This window comes from Luteococcus sanguinis (genome assembly GCF_039527675.1).
GTDB classification, from domain to species: domain Bacteria; phylum Actinomycetota; class Actinomycetes; order Propionibacteriales; family Propionibacteriaceae; genus Luteococcus; species Luteococcus sanguinis.
The window spans coordinates 1-16590 of sequence record NZ_BAAAKI010000002.1; the positions used below are offsets into that span (position 1 = coordinate 1).

The 16590-nt window shown below is 62.3% G+C and carries 13 protein-coding genes and 1 pseudogene; 12 read left to right on the top strand and 2 right to left on the bottom strand.

Annotated elements, in window-relative coordinates:
* Positions 1–1481: 1481 nt before the first annotated feature.
* Complete coding sequence (locus tag ABD089_RS01405; RefSeq protein WP_343884390.1) at positions 1482–1952, bottom strand: GNAT family N-acetyltransferase; 471 nt, start codon at positions 1950–1952, stop codon at positions 1482–1484.
* Between the two features lie 1673 nt (positions 1953–3625).
* Between ABD089_RS01405 and ABD089_RS01410 the strand changes: the two genes are divergently transcribed.
* Positions 3626–5167 (top strand): YcaO-like family protein, encoded by a 1542-nt coding sequence (locus ABD089_RS01410; protein WP_343884391.1) that lies wholly within the window; start codon positions 3626–3628, stop codon positions 5165–5167.
* A gap of 858 nt (positions 5168–6025) precedes the next feature.
* Complete coding sequence (locus ABD089_RS01415; protein WP_343884392.1) at positions 6026–7018, top strand: alpha-amylase family protein; 993 nt, start codon at positions 6026–6028, stop codon at positions 7016–7018.
* Between the two features lie 3 nt (positions 7019–7021).
* Here ABD089_RS01415 and ABD089_RS13775 read toward each other — a convergent pair whose 3' ends face one another.
* Positions 7022–7927 (bottom strand): glycosyltransferase family 8 protein, encoded by a 906-nt coding sequence (locus ABD089_RS13775; RefSeq protein ID WP_386769078.1) that lies wholly within the window; start codon positions 7925–7927, stop codon positions 7022–7024.
* Here ABD089_RS13775 and ABD089_RS01420 point away from each other — a divergent pair.
* The 10 genes and pseudogenes from ABD089_RS01420 (at position 7883) to ABD089_RS01465 (ending at position 16556) form a co-directional block, all read left to right on the top strand.
* Positions 7883–8740 carry a hypothetical protein gene (locus ABD089_RS01420; RefSeq protein WP_343884393.1) on the top strand — a complete coding sequence of 286 codons (858 nt, stop codon included), beginning with the start codon at positions 7883–7885 and terminating at the stop codon, positions 8738–8740. The two genes, ABD089_RS13775 and ABD089_RS01420, sit on opposite strands and share 45 nt — an antisense overlap.
* Positions 8741–9210: 470 nt before the next feature.
* On the top strand, positions 9211–9396 hold the full coding sequence (locus ABD089_RS01425; RefSeq protein ID WP_343884394.1) for a hypothetical protein: 186 nt from the start codon (positions 9211–9213) through the stop codon (positions 9394–9396).
* 173 nt (positions 9397–9569) lie between these two features.
* Complete coding sequence (locus ABD089_RS01430; protein ID WP_386769088.1) at positions 9570–10292, top strand: helix-turn-helix transcriptional regulator; 723 nt, start codon at positions 9570–9572, stop codon at positions 10290–10292.
* 1 nt (position 10293) lies between these two features.
* On the top strand, positions 10294–11748 hold the full coding sequence (sufB, locus tag ABD089_RS01435) for a Fe-S cluster assembly protein SufB (RefSeq protein ID WP_343884397.1): 1455 nt from the start codon (positions 10294–10296) through the stop codon (positions 11746–11748).
* 221 nt (positions 11749–11969) lie between these two features.
* A complete protein-coding gene (sufD, locus tag ABD089_RS01440) occupies positions 11970–13133 on the top strand; it encodes a Fe-S cluster assembly protein SufD (RefSeq protein WP_343884574.1) in 1164 nt (387 codons plus the stop codon).
* Positions 13130–13495, top strand: coding sequence for a non-heme iron oxygenase ferredoxin subunit (locus tag ABD089_RS01445; protein WP_343884398.1), 366 nt, complete (start codon positions 13130–13132; stop codon positions 13493–13495). Before sufD ends, ABD089_RS01445 begins: the two co-directional genes overlap by 4 nt.
* A gap of 1 nt (position 13496) precedes the next feature.
* Positions 13497–14273 (top strand): Fe-S cluster assembly ATPase SufC, encoded by a 777-nt coding sequence (sufC, locus tag ABD089_RS01450; protein ID WP_343884399.1) that lies wholly within the window; start codon positions 13497–13499, stop codon positions 14271–14273.
* A gap of 50 nt (positions 14274–14323) precedes the next feature.
* Positions 14324–15562 (top strand): annotated as a pseudogene (locus ABD089_RS01455) (cysteine desulfurase); the annotation flags it as partial.
* A gap of 106 nt (positions 15563–15668) precedes the next feature.
* Positions 15669–16112, top strand: a complete 444-nt coding sequence (gene sufU / locus ABD089_RS01460; protein ID WP_343884400.1) for a Fe-S cluster assembly sulfur transfer protein SufU — start codon at positions 15669–15671, stop codon at positions 16110–16112.
* A 96-nt stretch (positions 16113–16208) separates the two neighbouring features.
* On the top strand, positions 16209–16556 hold the full coding sequence (locus ABD089_RS01465) for a metal-sulfur cluster assembly factor (protein WP_343884575.1): 348 nt from the start codon (positions 16209–16211) through the stop codon (positions 16554–16556).
* The last annotated feature ends 34 nt before the right edge of the window (positions 16557–16590 follow it).

Here is a 16590-nt window from a genome sequence, read left to right on the forward strand (position 1 = left end):
TCGCGGGGAAAAACATGTGAGGCACGGCACCCACCTACGCGGGGACCATGTGTGAGTCTCGTCGCCCCATTGAACTCGCGAGCCTCACGCCGTACGGTTGCACCAGCGACCCACCACGGTCCGCACACAACGGCTCGACGAAAGGAAAGAGAAACATGAGCTCGATCCAGACCGCCTCTGTCGACACCACGGCTGTCGAGCAGGACACTTGGGACCTGCGTGACATGGAAGTTGCCATCCAGTGGAACGATTCGTCTAAGGCACCTGAACACCAGCACGGCGCGGAGTCAGCGCTGCTCTGTAGCTGCTGTGGCAAGGCCTGCAGTGATTGTTCGAGCTGCGCCTGCGGCAGCTGCGGCAGCTGACAGGCATCGATGCTTGGAGTCCTCAAGCGGGGGCAGAGCGCTGCGGCGCCTGCCCCCGCGTGAACGCGAGGGACTAGGTCTGAGTGTTTCTGGGCGATCAAAATCTGATATTCGTGGGTCAATGTTATGTCGAAGGCGACGATCTCGTCGTGGTGTTCCGGCTTTCGGCGCATCGTTTTCGACTGAAAACAAGGTCGTACGCCGAGATGTGTGCGCGTATGCTCGAAGAACTCCAGGGCAATTCCGTGTCGTGGGCGTCGTATGAGTCCGGAGTGCGGATCGAAGCAGCGAGCGCGCTGATAGAACCCCTGTTAGAGCTGGGCGCGGTAGTGCCCGAAGAACTTGTGTGGAAATACTTCGATCAGCCTTCCAGGAACTCGAAATCGAGGGTCAGAGCCTCCTTCGGTCAGGACACCTATATGCTGCTCCAAACATGGACACCAGGAGCAGACGCGCGCTGGAGTCGAGTACATCTCGACGAGGCACTTGGCACTCGGGTCCGACTCCGGGACACCTTCCCCGAGCGGAACTCGTTACGCCTGCAAGATATTAGGTTCTCCCCCAGCGTCCTTGGGCCAGCGCGAGAGTTGGGGCGCCTCGTGACGGGAAGCGTGAAGCGAGACTCTCAAGGAAGCCATCGCCTCTACTCATCGGCAGGTGCTCTCTACCCAGTAGCCCCCCTCCTGCTCACGCCCGCGCAACATGGCTACCGTATTGAAGCCTTCCACGAGGCTGGCGTATATTCACGAACCACCCCACCAGTGGTGCATTCTGACGCATTGGCGGATTGCTTCATTCAGCAGGAAGTCAGGAACGCATGTGAGCAGCGCCAGTTAGCCCTCATGGCACTGTGTGTCGACCCAACTCAAGTTTGCAGAAAGTACGGGCAACGGGGTTGGCAATTTGCGCACATTGAGCTGGGGCAAGTGACAGCGCATGTGGAGCGCTTCGCTGGTCAAATGGGCTTGGCGACCAGGGTGCTGGGTGGCTTTTGGGACGATGACCTGAACTCGCTCCTATGCGTCGAACCACTGCTCCCGCGACTCATGATCGCAATTGGTCAAGCTTACAGCGAGTCGACAGATTAGCTATCCCCTGTCGCAGCCTGGAGGGGGCCTATCCCTCCCAGTCATGCATGTCGAATGTCAGGAGAGCCAGTTGTTGCGTAAACCCCATTTGCTGCGTGAACAGCATTGCAGCGCGATTATTGGAGTGCACATAGGTGCGCAGCACAGCGTTCGGGAAGCGCTGAGACAACTCACCAAGAACGCCCTGAGCGATCTTGCTCGCGAAGCCACGACCCCGAAAGTCGGGCTCGACGTAGATCATGGCGACCAGAAAGAGAGGCCGCCCCCGCCAGGTACCCTGCCGACGCAGCCAAACACTAGCCATGAGATCCCCCGCGGCCTCGTAGCCAAAAAGCAGATCTATGTCCTCTTGCGCCTCATGACCGACGTGCGCGTTGCGGACTTGATCTGACACCAAGCCAAGTGCCCCGTATGCTTGCCGAACTTCAAGCTCGTCCGCATGTCCCAACAGGGTTTGGACCTCGCTAGGGCGAAGATTGCGAAGAACTGAGCGACCCATCGAACTCCCTCCAAAGGCAGATCCCGCCAACCATCCGCATCCAAGCACACTATCCCGGAGAGGCGCAAGCGTGCGTGTCGCGCCAATCCCGATGCATTCAATCCGGAGATGAGTTACCCTCTAAACGTGCTGAGCTCAGCTAAGCGGGGCTGAATCCAGATGGTGGCCCCAGGAGTGCACGAATCAGCGCCAGCAACGCGCGATACAAATTGTGACGCCAATTGGTCAAGATGATGGAGGAGCTTGAATGGACGTGTCCACCCCAACGCCACACCTCTGGGCTCATCCTAGTCTTGAGATGATCCCCTTGAGTCCGGACGACGTGGAGTTCGTGCTGGAACACCAACGGCATACCGTCAGTTTCCCGAGAGCGAAAGACATTGCTACGCGACTGCTCCTACTTCTGGGCGGAGAGTTTACATCACCTCAGATATGTGCGAAGTTCCTTCCTGCGGAACGGCGGTACGTTGCTGCCCTCATCGCGGCCTTGGCACGAGCAGCGTACTTGGTGGAGGCCGAGTCAGGCGAAACCGCGGTCGAGGAGTTGACTGAAGAATGGCGCACCGGACGAATGGCTTTTACGTGGGACACGGCGTGGGGCCCGTCAGATCAACTAGGTGATTGTCTATCAGCTCAACCACCGAACCTAGATGCTCGAATGAACTCCTACAACCCAAACGATGTAGAACCACGCATCGCCAGAGCCGGCGGCCAGCTCGCGGCTTCGCTAGAGAAACTTCTCGGTCAGAAGGCCACTCGTGGAGACCACCAGATTCCCGCGCCGCGTTGGGCTCAAGTAACGTGCATTAGCGAGTCTCGGGTCGCCACGCATCGCGTGCGCGAGGCTAGCACGGTAGGAGTTGGAGTCTTAACTGCTGACCTCAGTCCCGAGGGGATCGAGATTGGAATACCCAGGGACCTCGCGGACGTCGGTACGCCGTTTTCGCCCATTGGAATGCCGATGCAGGTCCAAATCGATACCAAGTCCGTCTTTGCGGCGACCTGCGCATTTCGGTTCCATGGATGCCATCGGAAGTTCTTGGCCTTCGGCCAAACCTTGGCCGGAGCGAACGCCCGGGCAATGTTTGGAGCTGCGGCCCACCTTTGGGTCCACAGCCGACTTCAAGAGTTCGATGTCGCGCAGCCGTGCTCGCATACGAGGATCGGGGTTGGTGCCAACGGGGCATCCGCCCGAGCCTCGCTTTGGGCGGCCTGTGGCGAATTCCTAGAAGGAGGTCGACTTGAAGCAGCATCCTGGCGCCCGGTGTCATTGGCGGAGCTTCTAGATTGCGTCGGGGCCTCCCAACGGAGTCTGCAGGAGTTAGAGTGGCTGTTAACACGACCCAGTTGCCCAAAGTGGAATTTCGAGTCATATAGTGCAAGCGCTAGCCTCTTTCGCGCTGTGGACGGTACTGCTGAGCCGATCTACCTCTGGTCGGGGAACTTCCTCCAGTCACTCTATGCGGCAATCTTTGCGAAGGATCAGTTTGGGGATTCGAATTTAGCTCCTGATGACATGGTGCTTACATCTAGTGCCATGCCCGCACATTGTCCAGGTTGCGTGTTGGGTTCCTTGTCCGAAGTGTACGGTGCAAAGAGCCCGGCATTGGCTATGACATTGCGAGATTGAAAGCGAGCAACCCATGCCCCAAGTGCGCACAGAGGGATCGGCCGTGACCGTATTCGGTGGAGACCCCATTAGAGGTGAGCTGTGCAGCAAGTGTGTCAGTGGTCTCGTCGCGAACGCGACTACATCCGCGATTGAGCTTGGACGGACGCCTGTACCGGGATGGTTCGATGAACGCTACTTCACCTTCGAGACACGGCAGGCCGCGGCTGCCTTGGTAGAGTGGGCAGCCGCAGTGGATCTTCCATGGCACCTGGCTATTGAACTAGACTGCATCTCCGGCTCATGCCAGACCGTGCCGTGCTTCCCGCTCTGGAATTGCCCGCGGTGCGAACATCTATGCAGGTCGCTGTCGCTCAAAGTCGAAGATTTAGCGATCGGCCCGTTCGCACCTTTCATAGAGCGACCAATGCAACTGGGCCGAAGCACCCCTTTAGCGATCTTTGAGTTCCAAGTCAGCCCGGGTAAGTTCGAATCCTCGTTCGGGAGTAATTACGTTGCCGAGCACGCCAGACGGCTCGCTCTCTGGGAAGGGCTTGAACGCTGGGCAACAGTTGCTGCGCCAAATGGGATTGGTTTTACTGAGGGCTCCTACGAGCAGTTGGAGTCATCTGGCGCTATCGACCCAGTCGAGCTCGGGCTCCCTGCGGTGGTGGCCCGGGACTACGTCCCCTACTCGCCCAAACTGCATCTACGGTGGGTCGAGGGCGAGCGGGCCGGAGGCGGCAACGCGCTTGTGCCTGAGCAGATGGTCTTCTATACGCACGAAGATGTCGGGCGTTTCGCGCAGGCGACCTCGAGCGGATGTGCTGCCGGTGCAAGCTTGGCCGATGCTCGCCTGCGTGCCGTATTGGAACTGATTGAAAGGGACGCGTTTCTCTTGGCTTGGCATGGCGCGCTTAAGCCCACCAAGGTGGGAGTCGATGCGGTGTCGGGCGAGGTTGCCGAGCAGATTGGATACCTGTCGGACCGGCTGGGGTACGATATTCGAGTCCTCGACGTGACCACTGAGTTTGGTGTTCCCTGCGTCATAACTTTGGCGCTTAACTCGAGTGAATCACTTAAGCGGAACCCCGATCTTCCATGGCAGTTTTGCAGTGCATGTGCTCGGCTCGACTTCAACGAGGCGGCTTCGCATGCTCTAGATGAGCTTGCAATGCTCGTCGAAGGCCAAGGCGCGAAATTTGTTGCGAACAAGGACGAGGCTAACGCGTTAGCGGAAGCGGTATCATCGGTTCGTTCGATCGAAGACCATGCTCTTCTTGGGGCGCACTCGTCCTCGCGGCCCTATCTGGAACGGTTGCTCGATAGGTCAAATAGTGGTGAGCCACCGATCGCGATGTCAGAGTGGGGTGGAGTGTCGGCTGAGGAACAATTGAAGCACGTTTCCGCGCTACTCGCGGCCAACGGGGTCGAGGTAGTCTTTGTCGATCAGTCGAATTCGTTGCACAAGGCGTGTGGCGTAGTGGTGCAGAGGGCGCTAGGCACTGGCCTCATTCCCATGACGTTCGGGTTCGGGCACGAGCGACTCGTTGGCCTAGAGCGACTTAATGGTCGACGCCAAACGCGACCGCATCCCTTTGCATGAGGGAAGCGAATGAAGCCCTTTCTTGAAGATGTACCGATGATGATGCCGGGGGGTGCAGATCCCCCTGGCTTCGACGGCTGTCATGCGGAAAGCTCTCCTATTCTCGTGTCCACTCGTGTTATAGATATGTCCAGCTTGGGCGTTTCGGCTGTAGTGGAGGTAGTGCACACTGATGGGGCGACCGAGCAGACCGCCTTGATTCCCGAGGCGGACGCCCTCGTGTGGAAGGCATCGATCTACGCGAGAGAGTGTGGGGTCTTGTGGTACCGTTTCCGTGCTTGGTATTGTCGCTGCTCCTGTCAGCCTTCCGAGGGACTGTGCGCCAGCGGTGTCATAGCTTGTCGCGAGTGGAGTGGTTTGCAACCGTTTAGTTCGCCGGTCGATTCTGCGGTAGAATCGGTCAGCACGTGGCGGTCTTTGCTGATTGTGCCCGTGGATGCCGTAGCCGGAGCATGGTACGAGTTCTTTCCTCGGTCTTTGTCCGCCCCTGGTATTTCTCGAGGCTTGGTCGCGGCTATCGAGCATCTAAAGTATGTCGAGTCTTTGGGCTTCACTGGCGTTTATCTTCCCCCCATCCATCCGATTGGGGTTACGCGGAGGAAAACGACTAAGGGATCAATTGGGGATAGCGGTTCCGGTCCGGGTTCCCCCTGGGCTATTGGCAATGAAACGGGCGGTCACTTCGCATTGGATCCCGCGCTCGGGCGCGCCAGCGAATTTCGTGGTTTTGTCCGTGCTGCTCATGAACACCATTTGAAGGTGATGCTGGACTTGAGTGTACAGTGTTCGCCCGACCACCCCTGGGTTTCGCGCTACCCCTCATGGTTTGTGAGGGACCTTCTTGGACGTACTATTCCGATGTCGAACTTCCCTCGGGTTTATGAGGATCTGGTGACGTTGGATTTTGACGCAGCGGGGGTTGAGTTGGAGAATGAGGTTGTCCGAATCATTTGCTATTGGGCAAGAATAGGTGTCGACTCCTTCCGTGTAGATGTTGCGAACCTGAAGCCGTATTCCTTCTGGCAGCGCGTGCTGTCGCGTGTCCGTGATCGGTTTCCTAGTGTCTGGTTCTTGGCGGAAGCTAAAGTAGGCCCGACTCGCTCCCATGCTCTGTTGCGCGTTGGTTTTGCCTCGGCGTATTCAATCGGATCCTTCTGCGAGACAGCCGTAGAGGTGCGCGATTGGCTAAAGATTGAGTCCGTTGCGGGTGGATCATATCTGCCGTGGACGGCGTTTTGGGTGAGTACGCACGATGGGCAGCCCTTTTGGTTGCGGGACTCGTTGCCTAGTGCCTTCTATGCGCGGCTGGCGATTGGCGCTTTAGTTTGGCCATCCTGGGGGTGCATGAGCGGCTTCGAGGGCCTAGAGGCGGGGATGGTCAGAGATCCAATGTCGTGGGAGTTCCAACCGGCCGATAAGTTTGGCCCCGTGCAGAGGAACTACCGTGGTGGGTCGTTGATGGGCGACATGATCGCTTTGTTTAATCATTTGCGGAGGATTTTAGGATTGGAGTATTGGCGCGCCCACACCGATGCTGTGATAGTGGATGGACTCCTCGTCATCGGCAAGCTTGATCTAATGCTGCCCCTTTGTCTCATTGCCGATTTTCGGGGTCACTTAAAGGCGTATAAGGCCAGGATTCCAGCGCGATTCTCGGAGGCTATGTATCAAGGACGGTACCGGAACCTGCTGACGGGAGAGAGGGTCAGGTTGGATCACGGGTCGGTTGCGATGTCGGCTCCCGATTTGCGGGACGGTTTTGTGCTCGCTCTGAACGAAGCTGTGTACACGGAGCTAGATCTCGTTGCCGGAGATCTCCTTTCCCGCATGAGGAGTCATTCGCATGGATGACGCTTATAGATGTTGTGGGAGAAGGCTCGCCCGCTTGGCTGCAAGGCGATAATGTTCCTCGACGGGGCTGTGTTGGCGCCGCACCTGCCAAGGTTTGTTTGGGCCTGCAAAATGCAGCAGGCTAGCTCGAGTCGGATCAACGTAGCCGATGTAGTTGAAATCCCTTACTCTCATGTAGTTCAGGTGCCGTGGGAGTGGGCTCCAGTCCGGGGCCGCAACATTCAGGGCGTCTTGGTCAGGGAATCTTCCCCTGTTCTCAGGGCTTGCAGTGAGGTACTGTAACGCTCGCTGTGTAAGGTCCCGCCTTTCCCATTCTTCGCGGTTGACCAAGAGTACGCCCGAATTGAAGTATGGGTGGTTGTCGGCACCTTGGACGTTAGGGATCCCTCCCCCCGATCCCCAAGTAGGCGTGAATTGGTCGGCAACTGCGCTGATGGGGGCCGCGTTTTGATAGGAGAACACCTGGAGCCAGCGAGTGGACGTGCACAGTATGTCGGCGTCGAGGTACAGGTACTGCGTGACGTCCTTCGGCAGGGCTGATGGCAGGGCTAGGCGGAGGTACATGCCGTCGCTAAGATGGCGCGGGGCCCTCGGGTTGGCTGGAAGGCTTGGGGCGGTGGTGTTGATAATATTGGTTCTGTGGGGCTGTCCTGCAGCAATGATCTGCTGGATGTGTGCTAGGGGTAGTTCAGTGGAGGTCGCCACCCAGAACGTTAGTCGCTCGTTCGAGTTTAATGCGAGACTGAGAACAAGTGTCGGGAGTAGCGTTGCGTATGATTTGTCCACGCCGAAGCATATATGGCGCATGTGCATGGTCCTCGGTGGTTCGATGGGGTTGCTCGGAGTCGCGATGGAGGATTGATTGTGAATATCGCATTGGTTACCGTGGTTGTGCTGTTTGGGGTCCATAGTACTACGGAGGAACTGCAGCGGTCGCTAGACCAGATTCGCCACCAAGATACTGGTTCTGTACAGGTGTTGGTTGCTTGTATCGGCGGCCCTGAAACCGCTTTGCTTGCTGGGGGGCTGGTTGATGGTGAGCACATTATCGCCGGTTCGTCCTTTCCTGTGGTTTTCAGACGTGCATTCGATCGTACGCGAGGGAAGTATCTCACGCTCATGGTCGCCGGGGATTACTACCTGGGTGATCAGGTCCTTCGGGGCCAGGTAGCTCTGGCTGAACACTATAAGATGGTGTCTGACGTCGATGTTGTCGTGTTCCCTGACCAGCTGGTGGGGGCCGGTACTGGGTCGCCTGTCGGGCGGCAACGAGATATTCTCCCGCTGCGTGAGGGGTCCGGCGCTTTCAAGCTGGCGTCTATGGAGGTCGTCGTCCCGTTTGGTGCGTTGATGGCAAGTTCGTGCGCTGCCTCCATGAACGTGTGGGCTGGGGGCGCCACGTCTGAATGGAGTGCGGTCCAGGGGGCGGATGCCGGGGACCTCCATTTGGAAATCTGGGCAATGTTGTCATTCGTGGCGGGGCGCGTGCCACTGGTATTCGGGGCGGGGGCCTTGGTTACCTGTCTCCCGTTCTGCCGTTTCGATGGGGACCCTATTGAGCAGGCTAAGGCGGCGCTTGTGAGATATTGGGGGCCCGATAGGCTCGATGAGTTGCTTCGCGCCGAGGAGTTTGGTTCGTCATTGCTTCGCTTTCGCGATTATTGTATATCTCGAAGGGGTGAGTTTGGGTCCGGTATTGAGCCGCGCGGGGCATTGGGTTAGGTGGGGCGGTGTCTGGCGGCGGTGACTTGGGAGGCGTCGCCAAGATTGAGCAGCGTCCGTACTGCGGTCCTGGCAGTGGCGCCCGGTATCGTGGTTGGCAAGGCCTCGATAAGGGGTGGTGGGCAGCCAACTCGGGGCGTGTCCTTGACTTGGCGCGGTGAGGCCGCGGTCGGGACAGCACCTTCTCCGGCGTGGTTCTTCCGCGACCACGACTGTTCGCTGAGGGCTTTCGTGGTCGAGTGTGCGAAGTACCCCTTGCTTGCTTCTTGGGTGGGCGAATGGTGATGACCCGCAGCAGCCCTCAAGCCGACGCGCGGTAATGCCTTGCGGTTCGCCGAGCCGCTGAATCCCGGTTAGGCCCTGCTTGGTGGTCGTCCGTCAGACCCGTGTTCAAGCGAGGGTTGGATCTGGGTCAACATTAGGCGTCCGGGATTCTGCCGCATGGTTTCTGGTCCAGAGAGGATGCCACCATGCCGAAGAAGTTCACGGATGAGGAGAAGGCTCGGGGGGTGCGGATGGTCACCGACAGGCGTGCCGAGCATGAGACGTGGGAGGCGACCTACGAGGCCGTCGGCCGCGTCCTGGGGATCGGCGCGGAGACGTTGTGGCGCTGGACGAAGCAGGCCCGGGTCGATGCGGGGAGCAGGACGGGTTGAGCAGCGCCGGCGTGGGCTCTCATCCGTGGCGGCCGTTTCCCTGTCCGCGGTCGGCTGGCGCAATCAGGCGCGGTGGCAACACCCCCCGGGCCAAGAGCGAGGTAGGGGCGGATTGCCTATATGCTGTTGATTAAGGTAAACATGGCGTTGTGAAAAACGACGACGACCTCCGCGTGCCCGCCGGGCGGCTGGTCGGGCCTGTCGAGAACACCGACGACGACTCGTCCACCCGCGATCGCGTGGCGCGCTCCATCCTGACCCACGGTCCCAGCACCGCGGCGGCGCTGGGGGAGCGGCTCAGCCTGACCCCCGCCGCCATCCGCAGGCATCTCGGCGTGCTGCTGGAACAGGGCCAGGTGGTCGGTTCCGAGCAGCGCGTCTATGGCACCCGCGGCCGCGGTCGTCCGGCGAAGGTCTTCGCCCTGACCGACGCGGGGCGGACGCACTTCTACCAGGCCTACGACGAACTGGCGATCGCCGCCCTGCGCCAGCTCGCCAGCGCCGCGGGTCCCGATGCCTTGACCCGCCTGGCCGAGGGCCGCGTCGCCGCCGTCGAGCAGAACTACCACCGCATCCGCGCCGGTCGTCCCGAGGCGACGCCGCTGGAGGCGCTCACCGAGGCACTCAACGCCGACGGCTACGTCGCGTCGGTGAAGCCGGCCAGTACCGGTGAGCAGCTGTGCCAGCACCACTGCCCGGTCGCCCACGTGGCCGAGGAGTTCCCCCAGCTCTGCGAGATCGAGACGAAGGTATTCGGTCGCCTGCTCGGCCAGAACGTCCAGCGTCTGGCCACCATTGCGCACGGCCATGGCGTGTGCACCACCAATGTCCCCGACCTCGACAAGGTCCGTCCCGTCCAGGGCACCGGCCAGCCGATCGACCACAAGGAGAACTGACATGACCACAACGCAGAATGTCGAGAAGCAGCTCGCACCCGGACTGGGCCAGACCCAGGACGAACACCTGGACGCCCTCGGCAACTACCGCTTCGGCTGGCACGACAGTGACACCGCCGGCGCGTCGGCCAAGCGCGGCCTGAACGAGGACGTCGTCCGTGACATCTCGCAGCTGAAGAACGAACCGCAGTGGATGCTGGACCTGCGCCTCAAGGGCCTGAAGCTGTTCGACCGCAAGCCGATGCCCACCTGGGGTGCCGACCTGTCGGAGATCGACTTCGAGAACATCAAGTACTTCGTCCGCTCCACCGAGAAGCAGGCCCAGTCGTGGGAGGACCTGCCCGAGGACATCAAGAACACCTACGACAGGCTGGGCATCCCGGAGGCCGAGAAGGCCCGCCTGGTGGCTGGCGTGGCCGCCCAGTACGAGTCCGAGGTCGTCTACCACAAGATCAACGAGGAGCTGGAGCGCCAAGGCGTCATCTTCCTCGACACCGACACCGCGCTGAAGGAGTACCCGGAGCTCTTCCAGGAGTACTTCGCCACCGTCATTCCCGTCGGTGACAACAAGTTCGCCTCGCTGAACACGTCCGTCTGGTCGGGTGGCTCGTTCATCTACGTCCCCAAGGGCGTCCACGTCGAGATCCCGCTGCAGGCCTACTTCCGCATCAACACCGAGAACATGGGCCAGTTCGAGCGGACGCTGATCATCGCCGACGAGGGCTCCTTCGTGCACTACGTCGAGGGCTGCACCGCCCCGATCTACAAGTCGGACTCACTGCACTCGGCCGTGGTCGAGATCGTGGTGAAGAAGAACGCACGCGTGCGCTACACCACGATCCAGAACTGGTCGAACAATGTGTTCAACCTCGTCACCAAGCGCGCCACCTGCGAGGAGGGCGCGACGATGGAGTGGATCGACGGCAACATCGGCTCCAAGGTCACCATGAAGTACCCGGCCGTCTACCTGATGGGCGAGCACGCCAAGGGAGAGACCCTGTCCATCGCCTTCGCGGGCGAGGGCCAGCACCAGGACGCCGGCTCGAAGATGGTGCACTGCGCGCCGCACACCTCCAGCTCGATCATCTCCAAGTCGGTCGCGCGTGGCGGTGGCCGTTCGTCCTACCGCGGGCTGGTCGAGGTGCAGGAGGGTGCCTCCTTCTCGGCCTCCTCGGTGAAGTGCGACGCGCTGCTGGTCGACACGATCAGCCGCTCCGACACCTACCCCTACGTGGACGTGCGTGAGGACGACGTGTCGATGGCCCACGAGGCCACCGTCTCGAAGGTCTCCGACGACCAGCTCTTCTACCTGATGCAGCGCGGTCTCGGCGAGGACGAGGCGATGGCGATGATCGTGCGCGGCTTCGTCGACCCGATCGCGCGCGAGCTGCCGATGGAGTACGCCTTGGAGCTCAACCGGCTCATCGAGCTGCAGATGGAAGGCGCCGTGGGCTGACGCCCACCCCAACCAGTCCACGAACCCACCAGTACGACATAGCCAGTACGAGGAAAACTGTGACCAACACCAGCACGGACCTGCGGCCTGACGGCCTCGACCCGAACACCTCCGTGGACCAGAAGCCGGTCGGCGTCCCCGACGACGGCCTGGCCGTGACCACGCCGGAGGGTGCGCAGACCCAGGCGGTCAACCCCGCCCAGGCGGCTGCCCAGCCCAACGTGGCCGACGCCATCGAGACGATCGCCAGCCATCTGCACCCCACTCCCTCGTGGGACCTCGCCGACCACCCGGTGCCGACCGGACGTGAGGAGATCTGGCGCTTCACCCCGATGAAGGAGTTCGGCGGCCTGCTCGCCGAGCAGGAGCAGGCGACCTCGCTGGACTGGTCCGGCACCTTCCCCGAGGGTGTGACGGTAACCGGCATCTCGGCCGAACAGGCGCAGGAGCTGGCCGTCGAGGCCCCCGTCGACCGCGTGTCGGCGCTGGCAGCGAAGCAGGCCACCCACAACACTCGGATCGACATCCCCGCCGATGCAGTGATCGACGAGCCGATCGTGTTCGTCGGCAAGGGCGAGGGCGGCGAGGCTCGTGACCGGGTGCTCGTCACGGTGGGCAACTTCGCCAAGGTGACGATCGTGCTGCGCTACGAGGGCGCTGCCTCCTACTCCGAGAAGACCGACCTGGTGGTCGGCGACGGCGCTGAGGTCAACTTCGTCACCGTTCAGGACTGGGACGACGAGGCCGTTCACGGCGGCCAGCGTTCGGTCATGGTTGGCCGCGACGCGCGCGTCAAGATGGTCACCTGCTCGCTGGGTGGCAAGGCCATCCGCCTGCAGGAGGATGTTCGCTATGCCGGCCCCGGCGGCGAGCTGGAGCAGTACGGGCTCTACTTCGTCGACGGCGGGCAGCACATCCAGCACCGCATCTTCGTCGACCACAACGCCCCCCACACCAAGAGCAATGTGGACTACCGCGGCGCGCTGCAGGGCGAGGGTGCGCACTCGGTGTGGATCGGCGACGTGCTGATCCGCAAGGTGGCCGAGGCCATCGAGACCTACGAGAGCAACAAGAACCTGGTGCTCACCGACGGTTGCAGGGCCGACTCGGTGCCGAACCTGGAGATCGAGACCGGAGAGATCGCCGGCGCCGGCCACTCGTCCACCACCGGACGCTTCGACGACAACCACCTCTTCTACCTGATGAGCCGTGGCATCTCCGAGGCCGAGGCCCGTCGCCTGGTGGTGCATGGCTTCTTCGTCGACATCGTGCGCCGGATTGGCGTCCCGGTCGTCGAGGAGCGCCTGATGGCGGCCGTGGAGAAGGAGCTCGCCATCGTCGACGCTCCCCAGACCCAGACCCAGACCCAGGCAGCTGGCGTATGAGCCCGGTCGACGTGTGCGCACTCGACGAGCTCGGCGACCTGCCTCTGGCAGTGAGCGCCGGTGACATCGAGCTCGCCATCGTGAAGGTGGGCGGGGAGGTCTTCGCCATCACCAACGAGTGCAGCCACGGCAAGGTCGAGCTGAGCGAGGGGGACGTCGACCAGACGTCCTGCTCGATCGAGTGCTACCTGCACGGCTCCACCTTCGACCTGCGTACCGGCCGGGCGCTCAACCTGCCCGCCACCCAACCCGTCCCCGTCTACCCGACCCAGGTGAGCGATGGTCGCGTCCTGGTCGACCTCGACAACCCCATTGACACGAATGATTCCGCGGCCGTTGCCGCGTTCGAGAAGGAGAACTGACATGGCCAAGCTGGAGATCATCGACCTGCACGTCGACGTCGCGACCGAGACCGGCCCCAAGCCGATCCTCAAGGGCGTCAACCTCACCATGAACCCGGGCGAGGTGCACGCCATCATGGGCCCCAACGGCTCCGGTAAGTCGACCATGGCCTACGCCATCGCCGGCCACCCCAAGTACACGATCACCTCGGGCCAGGTGCTGCTCGATGGTGAGGACATGGTGCCGCTGAGCGTGGACGAGCGGGCTCGCGCTGGCCTCTTCCTGGCCATGCAGTACCCCGTCGAGATCCCGGGTGTCTCCGTCTCGAACTTCCTGCGCACCGCCAAGACCGCGCTGGACGGCGAAGCCCCCAAGGTCCGCACCTGGATCAAGGACGTGAAGGAGGGTCTGGGCAGGATGCAGCTGGAGGCCGAGTTCGCCGAGCGTTCGGTCAACGAGGGCTTCTCCGGTGGCGAGAAGAAGCGCCACGAGATCGCCCAGCTCGAGTTGCTGAACCCGAAGGTCGCGTTGCTCGACGAGACCGACTCGGGTCTGGACATCGACGCGTTGCGCATCGTCTCGGAGGGCATCAACCGCTACTCCGAGCAGGGTGACCGCGCGCTGCTGCTGATCACGCACTACACCCGAATCCTGCGCTACGTGAACCCCACCCACGTCCACGTCTTCGTCGATGGCCACATCGTCGCCGAGGGTGGCAAGGAGCTGGCCGACCAGCTCGAGGCCGAGGGCTACGAGAAGTACGTCAAGGCCGCCGCGGCCGCTGCCGCCCTGGCCTGACACCTCGTGAGGGTCAACCCCTCACAACACCAACCATGGAAGAAGGACACGTGACCTACGACGTGTCGACCATCAGGGCCGACTTCCCCATCCTCGATCGCAGGGTGGGGGAGCGGCCGCTGGTCTACCTCGATTCGGCGAACACCTCGCAGAAGCCCCGTCAGGTCGTCGAGGCGGTGAGCGAGCACTACCTGCAGCACAACGCCAATGTCGCGCGCGCCATGCACCTGCTGGGCACCGAGGCGACCGAGGCCTTCGAGGGCGGACGAGCGAAGGTGGCCGCCTTCATCGGTGCCGCCGAGCCCGGTGAGGTCGTGTTCACCAAGAACGCCTCCGAGGCGCTGAACCTGGCCGCGAACACCTTGGGCGCGAAGCTCGGGCCCGGCGACGAGGTCGTGGTCTCGGTGATGGAGCACCACTCCAACATCGTCCCCTGGCAGCTGGTGTGCGAGCGCACCGGTGCCACCCTGCGTTGGTTCGACATCACCGATGAGGGGCGTCTCGACCTCGACAAGGCCGCGGCCGAGAACCTGATCAACGAGCGCACCAAGGTGGTCTCGATCACCTGGGTGAGCAATGTGCTCGGCACCGTCAACCCGGTGCGCACCGTGGCCGACCTGGCGCACGGCGTTGGCGCGATGATGGTGGTCGACGGCTCGCAGGGCGTCCCGCAGCAGCCGACCGACGTCACCGCGCTGGGCTGTGACCTGCTGGCCTTCACCGGCCACAAGCTGTGCGGTCCGACTGGCATCGGCGTGCTCTGGGGACGGATGGCGCTGTTGGAGCAGCTGCCGCCCTTCCTCGGTGGCGGCGAGATGATCGAGGTGGTCAAGATGACTGGCTCGACCTTCGCCCCCCCGCCCTACCGCTTCGAGGCCGGCACCCCGCCCATCGCCCAGGCCACCATGCTGGGCGCGGCGGTCGACTACCTCAGTGGCATCGGGATGGACGCCGTGGCGGCGCACGAGCACGAGATCACCGCGCACCTTCTGGAGCGGCTGCGCGAGACCGAGGGCGTGCGCATCCTCGGCCCGACGATGATGGACGAGCGCGGCGGCGCCGTGGCCTTCACCCTGGACGGCGTGCACCCGCACGACATCATGCAGTTGCTGGACGGCCGTGGCATCGCGGTGCGCGGTGGTCACCACTGCGCGCGTCCGTTGCACGACCGGCTGGGTATCCAGTCGTCCGTGCGCGCGTCCGGCTACCTGTACACGACGCTGGAGGAGGTGGACGCGCTGGTTGATGCCATCGACTACACGCGGGACTTCTTCAGCGGCAAGGCCGCCGGGGCCAGCGGCGGACGGATCCGTCGCCGCCAAGCGCGCGCGACCGAGCCCGCCAACGCCCAGCTGGGTGCCGACGACGACCACGACAAGGGAGGTGCATGACGAGATGAACCCCGAGCAGATGTACCAGGAGATCATCCTGGAGCACTACCGCGAGAAGCTGAACTCCGGGCTGCGCGAGCCCTACCAGGTCGAGGTGCACCACGTGAACCCGTCCTGTGGCGACGAGCTCACCCTGCGCGCGCAACTGGACGGCAACACCATCGCCGACATCAGTTACCACGGCGAGGGTTGCTCGATCTCCCAGGCCTCGACCTCGGTGATGAGCGACCTGTTGATCGGCCGCGACGTCACCGACTCGCTGGCGCTGCACGACGAGTTCCTCGAGATGATGCAGTCCCGCGGCAAGGCCGAGCCCGACGAGGACCGCCTCGGGGACGGCATAGCCTTCGTCGGCGTCTCGCAGTTCCCGGCCCGCGTGAAGTGCGCGATGCTCGGCTGGTCCGCCGCGCGCGACGCGATCCTGCGGGCGCAGGCCGAGAACGCCTGAGCCCACCCAGATCCACACACCCCTGAACCACCACCAGACAGGAGCACCGAGGTGACCGAGAGCACCCAAGCGGACGCGCAGCGTCCCAGCGACCTCGTGAAGGACGAGCTGCCCGACATCGATGCGCCCGCGCGCGTTGCGTCCGTCGAGGACGTCGAGGAGGCCATGCGCGACGTCGTCGACCCCGAGCTGATGGTCAACGTCGTCGACCTCGGGCTGGTCTACGGCATCCATGTCGACGAGCAGAACAACTGCACGCTGGACATGACGCTGACCAGCCCAACCTGCCCGCTGACCGACCGGATCGAGTACGACACCCATGCGGTGCTCGAGGGCCTGGTCAACTCCGCGACGATCAACTGGGTCTGGCTGCCGCCGTGGTCGCTGGACAAGATCACCGACGACGGACGCGAGCAGCTGCGCGCCATCGGGTTCAACGTCTGAGCCCAGCCGACACCCGAAGTGAGCCCGAGAACCA